The organism is Pedobacter sp. 01N416 (assembly GCF_056399685.1).
This window is the reverse complement of sequence record NZ_JBFTRT010000390.1, coordinates 1-6,052: the sequence shown is the minus strand read 5'-3', so window position 1 is coordinate 6,052 and position 6,052 is coordinate 1. Positions and strand designations below refer to the sequence as shown.

Annotated in this window: 5 protein-coding genes; all 5 read right to left on the bottom strand. The window is 38.3% G+C overall.

Features of this window, described 5'->3' with window-relative positions; genetic code table 11:
• Positions 1-1,970, bottom strand: a 1,970-nt coding sequence (locus AC1DND_RS19565; protein ID WP_477584167.1) for a rhomboid family intramembrane serine protease, incomplete at its 3' end; no start/stop codon positions are given.
• A 129-nt stretch (positions 1,971-2,099) separates the two neighbouring features.
• The gene (locus AC1DND_RS19560) at positions 2,100-2,546 is read right to left on the bottom strand and encodes a DinB family protein (protein ID WP_477584165.1); all 447 of its coding nucleotides are present in this window, start codon (positions 2,544-2,546) and stop codon (positions 2,100-2,102) included.
• Between the two features lie 91 nt (positions 2,547-2,637).
• Complete coding sequence (locus AC1DND_RS19555) at positions 2,638-3,510, bottom strand: DUF4261 domain-containing protein (RefSeq protein WP_477584163.1); 873 nt, start codon at positions 3,508-3,510, stop codon at positions 2,638-2,640.
• A 540-nt stretch (positions 3,511-4,050) separates the two neighbouring features.
• On the bottom strand, positions 4,051-4,782 hold the full coding sequence (locus AC1DND_RS19550) for a head GIN domain-containing protein (RefSeq protein WP_477584161.1): 732 nt from the start codon (positions 4,780-4,782) through the stop codon (positions 4,051-4,053).
• A 156-nt stretch (positions 4,783-4,938) separates the two neighbouring features.
• Positions 4,939-6,052 (bottom strand): M1 family aminopeptidase (locus AC1DND_RS19545; RefSeq protein ID WP_477584159.1); only part of this gene is annotated, 1,114 nt, incomplete at its 5' end.

Genomic DNA, 6,052 nt, shown 5'->3' with positions numbered 1-6,052 from the left:
AATCTGATTTTGCCCAAGCGCATTTCGAGTGTAAGACCAAAAAAAATAAGGCCAATCATATTTGTAGTTATATGGATGATGCCTCCATGTAAGAAGGTATTGGTGGTTAATCTCCACCATTGTCCGTTTTTTACAAATGGGCCAAAATCTGCACCCCAGGTTAACAGGTCGGTCGCGGCAAAATTCATGAAACCGAGACCACTAAACATCATTGTTAAAAAGAGTGCAATGTTTATGAAAACTAGAATAGGCGTTATATAAAAGCCATTTTTTGGTTTTAAGAAACGTAGGAATTCAATTAAGTCATCATTTTTTATGGGTGTCCCGCTTTCAAATTTTTTGAGGGCAGGGCGATCAATTTTGGGTATCAGCACCATGATCAGCCAAATAACTGATGAAATACCAAAAGATATAAAGATCCAGTCTGATTCATTACCCAATCGATCTTCAAAAGGTTCTTTTTGGGCAATGAGTATTGGTGCAGTACTCCGGTCATATTTAATACAATGCAATATTGCATCTTTGTAACCATCTTTATCGCTATTGTTTCCAATTTGCTCCAGATATCTGAACTCGTCGAAGTTATTGTGCGCCACATCATATTGACTGATGGATAGTAATGTTTCGTAGTTTTCTTGTTTTTCTTTTGGCGTGAGCCTGTTGCTGATGTTTTTAGAATATTTGACGCCCAGGAATGCCTTACACCGGTCGCTTTCTGCATCTGTATCGATAATCGGGAGGACAACGAAAACATAAATGCCGAAATTCTCATTGTTTCTTCCACCAACTTCAACAAAGGTATTTACGCCGATATTAATTTTGTCGACACTAAATTTTTTCAGCGTATAATACTTCGATGGCTTGTGCTGATCGATTTCATTTATGCTAAATAATTGGGTGAGTTTTCCTGTAGCTTTTGGAAGGTAATTTTGTGCGATTATGTTTGGAATAGATAAGGCAATTAAAATGATTATGAAATAAAAATCAGGTAGCTTGTCCCTATTCGACTTTAGATTTAAAATACGGATTCTTCGTCTAAAAAAGAGCAAAGTTACAAGCAACGATACTACAGCTGGTCCTGCAAATTGAATTATAGTATCATTGAGAGAGAAAAGTTCTAGTTTGATTACGAGTAGCCAATGTAGAAAAGTATAGCCTACACATATTGATATAGAAATTAGCAGGAATGGGATAATTGTTAAGTAGCTTTTAGCAGCATCATCTGCTTTTTGGTTATACTTAATGTCTTTATCAAACAGATCAATTCTCAGGTTTTTATAAAGCACTATCGCATTTTCTAACGCAGTAATTAAAGATGTTTTATTGTATTCGGCAACAGTACCTTTAAGTAAGCTAAAATCTTCGGCAGGAAGCTGCGATTCTACTTTACGCACACCTCGTGGTAGGTTGTTGTTTTTGATGTGCAGTAGAGGGCCAAACACGATCATTCTTAAAAAGCCGAAGAAATCTAGCGCTTCCAGATACTCACCTCTGCCGATTTTTAAGAGGGCATAATGCATCCAGGTCCAAAAGCGGTCTTCAATCCATTGGTAATCTGGTGAAGGGAATTTAGCTTCAGTTTGATCAAGAACTTGCTGTAATTGATTGTCTCTGTCGATTAATAGCATAGGGTTTTCTACTCTTGAAGCAAATTCATCAAGGGTTAAAAACTTAATGTCAACATGTAACAATGGCTTGTCGTAAAGGCAGATCAATACGCGGGGTTCGCCAACATGCTCTCCTGTAAATGCAGAAATTAAATCGCCAAGAAGGCTGGCATATTGCAGCATTTTTGATTTATCTGTTGATAGTTTTTCTTTGGTAACCAAAATGAGGTCGAGGTCTGAAAATTCGTCGATTTCGTTGCTGAGCCAGGAGCCGCCCACGGCTAAACCGATAACAGATCCATCGCTTTTTAATATTTTGGTTGCGTTTTGGGCAAAGAGTTGTTGTATCATGAGTAATTTCATCTATGTATTGTATTTTCTTAATAGATTGCTTTGTCGGCTGAAAAAGTCTCCTTGCAATGACGATCTAGTGTCGTAAATCACTTTGTGCTGGACGCCCAATGCTTGGCTTCTGTTTCTAATGACAATAAATTATACATCCAATAACCTTCGGTGGTAATTGATCTGCCCTAAATGATAGGCTAAATGCGTGGTAAGGTGAACCAGGAAGAATTCGGTTGATGTTTTCTCCTGAAATACCAATGTTGGGTATTCGCTATTGAGCTGTTCTTCGGTTATTTTATCCAGCGTTTCGTTAATCACGGATAGGGTTGCTTCGATCATGTTGATAAGCTTCTGCTTAGGGATGTCTTTTAACGAAAACTCCAATTCGCGGTTTCGGATGTAATTACTGCCGCCCAAGGTTGCGCCAATGTAGGTGTTGAGGTTTCCGATTAAATGCAGGCAAAGGTTCCCTGCTGAGTTTGCAATCTCCTTATCTATAACCCATAGGTTTGATTCATTTTTGTATGATTCGATTTCGGATTTCAGTTTGTTAAGATCGCGACTGAAAAGGGATTTTAAGGTTTGGGTAAGCATATGCGAATTCTTAAGGGATTATTTGAAATGTTGTTAGGGGAATAAATGTTTAAAGCCGACACGGGATTTTGTGTTGAAGGAATGATTGTCGTTAATCTGGCGTTACATTTACCACAACTCTGTCCGGGCCTACAAGCGAAAGTTGCTTTACACATTTCCATTTTGAGCCAGTTTTTAATCCTTCAAGTGTGTTTCCGTCAACTATAATATCGCCAAACTCATAAGCATAACAAGCATATGTCCATAACAGATTAGCCACTTCATTTTCGTTAGCTGCTGAGAACCGGATTTGAAAATCAGGTAATCCAATGGAGTGAAGACCAACTGTATCCATTAACAATTCTTTGTGATCGGCATTGTTGCTAATGTTGTAAAGCCTTACATTGCAAATTGCATTTAACATCTGTATTTTATCCGTCTCCCAAATGCTTACCATGTGGGGGGGATTTAAGATTTTTTGTGCTGGTGATGAATAAACTGCATTTGGTTGCGTTGCCTTGATCACTGCCACCAGAAAATCCATAAATATATTTAAGCGTTCTTTATAGGGTAATGTTCTCGACATTAAATCAGTTACCAATATTTCATAAGTGCAGTTTTTAGCAATCTGATTGGCTTCTTGCCAATGCCAGTTTTGTTGAAAAGCAGCATCTGGAAGTTCTACCTCAGATTTGCCCTGATCAGGTATCATTATCGTGCACTGTGCCGGAATTGTTGCATCAGCAARTTGAATGGGATGATTGGGGAATAAAAAAATAAAGGTGTTTTCTGAGAAGGAATGTTCAACATTTGCAAAGTGTTTTTTCACCTCCGCTAATACCTGATTGCTATCGAAGTTAGGTTTGTCAAGGAATAAAAGTTTAGCGGTAAGCAGTTCAGGGAAATTCTCCAATGGATCATTTTCTGCTATCTGTTCATTTTCTTCTACAATGTTTTTCTTTTTAAATACGTTGAATAAACCCATTATACATTATGTTTTTGATGGCTAGTATTGTGATTATAGCCTGGTTTAAATATACAAATGAATACTGCCCAATACCACATTAAATTATAATTTCTTTAACTAACGGTTAGATTTCCTTTGCAGACCTGAGTGCCTAAAGCCGATAAAATGGAGCCCAGAGTTCCGATTTTTCACCGGGGCAAGAACTTGAAGTAATAGCGGGACTAACACTTAATAGTAGCAATAATCTGCTTTTCAAATAAAAATAAAAGGATGTTAAAGCACATTGTCCGACCAAAGATCTTTTACAGAAAAGATGAGGCTGTATCATAAGTTGTGATTCCATTCCAACCTGTCACGTTGAGCTTGTCGAAACGCTTTGAGGGCATTAAACAGGTCCTTCGACAAGCTCTCCACAGGAGTCCTTTGGACAGGAGACAATTCTATATTTATGATACAACCTCATGACGATCGCGTTGGGAATAGCGCTAAAAATTAATCTTTTACCAAAAAAAACACCTACAATTTCTTACAGGTGTTTCTCTATTAAAAAGTTTTAATTTATACTTTTCTTACCCCACCTGAGCCAACAATAGTTTTATCAACACTTGGATTGCCAGAGTAATTTACGCTTCCTGATCCGCTGATTACCGCTCTAATACTTTCGCTTACGGCGATATTTACGGTTCCTGAACCACTGATGGTACTGGTTAAAGTTTTTGTAGAAAAAGATTTACCGGCAAAGGTGCCTGAGCTGCTGATTACTACTTTTGCATGATCTGCACCGCCTGTAATGTTTATTGCACCAGAACCGCTAATCACACCACTATAGTTGTCTACATCAGCGATTGCTTTAATGCTTCCCGAACCGCTTACAGTTGTAGTTAGACTACCTGTGCTGATTTTTCCATTAACACTTAAGTTGCCATCACCRCTTACGGTTAAGCTGGCCAACTCTTTTGCCGTTACGTAAGCTGTGATTTTTTTGCCTTCATATTTTCTAGTCCAGCTAGTAATACTGGTTTGCGGGCGGATAACCAAAACGTTGCCTTTTACTTCGGTAACAATTGAGGCCAATGCATCAGCATCGCCTTCTAAACGACAGCTTTCGCTATTGCCCAAAGTTACAATTACGTTTATTGGGCCTGCTGCAGCAACTCCGTTGAAGTTTTTCACATCTCTGTCGTCGCCATTATTTTTTGAAGTGTTGATGCTGATCTGATTTTTAGCAATTACATTAATACTAGAGGTTAATGTTAAGGATGCCAATAATATTGCAAATACTTTTTTCATGGTAATGGATTTTATTTTTTAGATGAATAATGAGCTTTTCTTATAAGACGGTTGTTTTTAAGAAAAGTTGCACAAGTTGAAAATTATCTTTGGTGGCCGACTTACGAAGTTAGCTGAGCTATCGGGCCAGGGAAACTTCGTAAGTCTGGACGAGGATTAACCTTTTTTGAGGTTAATATAAAACAACGGATCGTGTTTAAAGTTATCTGCATTTATGCTGGCATCTACCTTAATGGTTTTCCAATCGTTTGTAGGTTTAATCAAGGTATATGCACCTGTTTTTAATGTTACACGGACAGGCATATCAAAACCTTTAACATCGGTTATCCAGCGATAAGATAAAGTGCCATTGTTGATTTTATATGCTAAAAGTGGGATTTTGGTAAAACGTAAATACTGATCGAAAACTTTATCCAGTTTAAGCCCGCTTTGTTTGGCTATGTAATTTTCAATCTGAGCAGTGGTTACCGTTTGATGGTAAAATGTTTTGCTTAGCCCGCGAAGAATCTGTCTGAATTTTTCATCGTTATTAATTAACTGGCGAATGGTACTAATCAAATTTGCACCTTTTGGATACATGTCGCCCGAGCCTTCTTTATTTACACCGTAAGGACCAATAACTGGAACATCATTACGGATGATTTTTTGTAATCCGATTACATATTCATCAGCAGCTGCTTTGTTCTCGGTACATTCGGTAAACAATACCTCAGAATAATTGGTGAAACCTTCGTGAATCCACATATCGGCGATATCTTTTGAGGTGATGTTATTGCCGAACCATTCGTGGCCGCTCTCGTGGATGGTGATGAAATCCCACTTTAAGCCATGGCCGGTACCGCTTAAATCTTTGCCTAAATAACCTGGTTTAAACTGATTGCCATAAGCTACTGCGCTTTGGTGTTCCATCCCTAAATGTGGTGCCTGAACCAGTTTGTAACCGTCTTTGTACCATGGGTAAGGACCAAACCAGTATTCGAAACATTTTAGCATGGGTTTAACATCGGCATCCCAATGTGGGCGGGCTTTGGCGCTATCGGTTTGCAGCGCCCAGTAATCGATGCTGAGTTTTCCGTTTTCACCATTGTAACTGTCTTGCCAGTGGGCATATTTGCCAATGTAAAAGGTTACATCATAGTTGTTGATGGGATTAGCGACAAACCAATTGTATTGTTTGTAACCATCCGGTTTATCTACAGTATTTCTCAGCCTTCCATTAGATATTTCCTGCAAAGTTTTAAGAACACTAATGCTGATTAACATACTATCT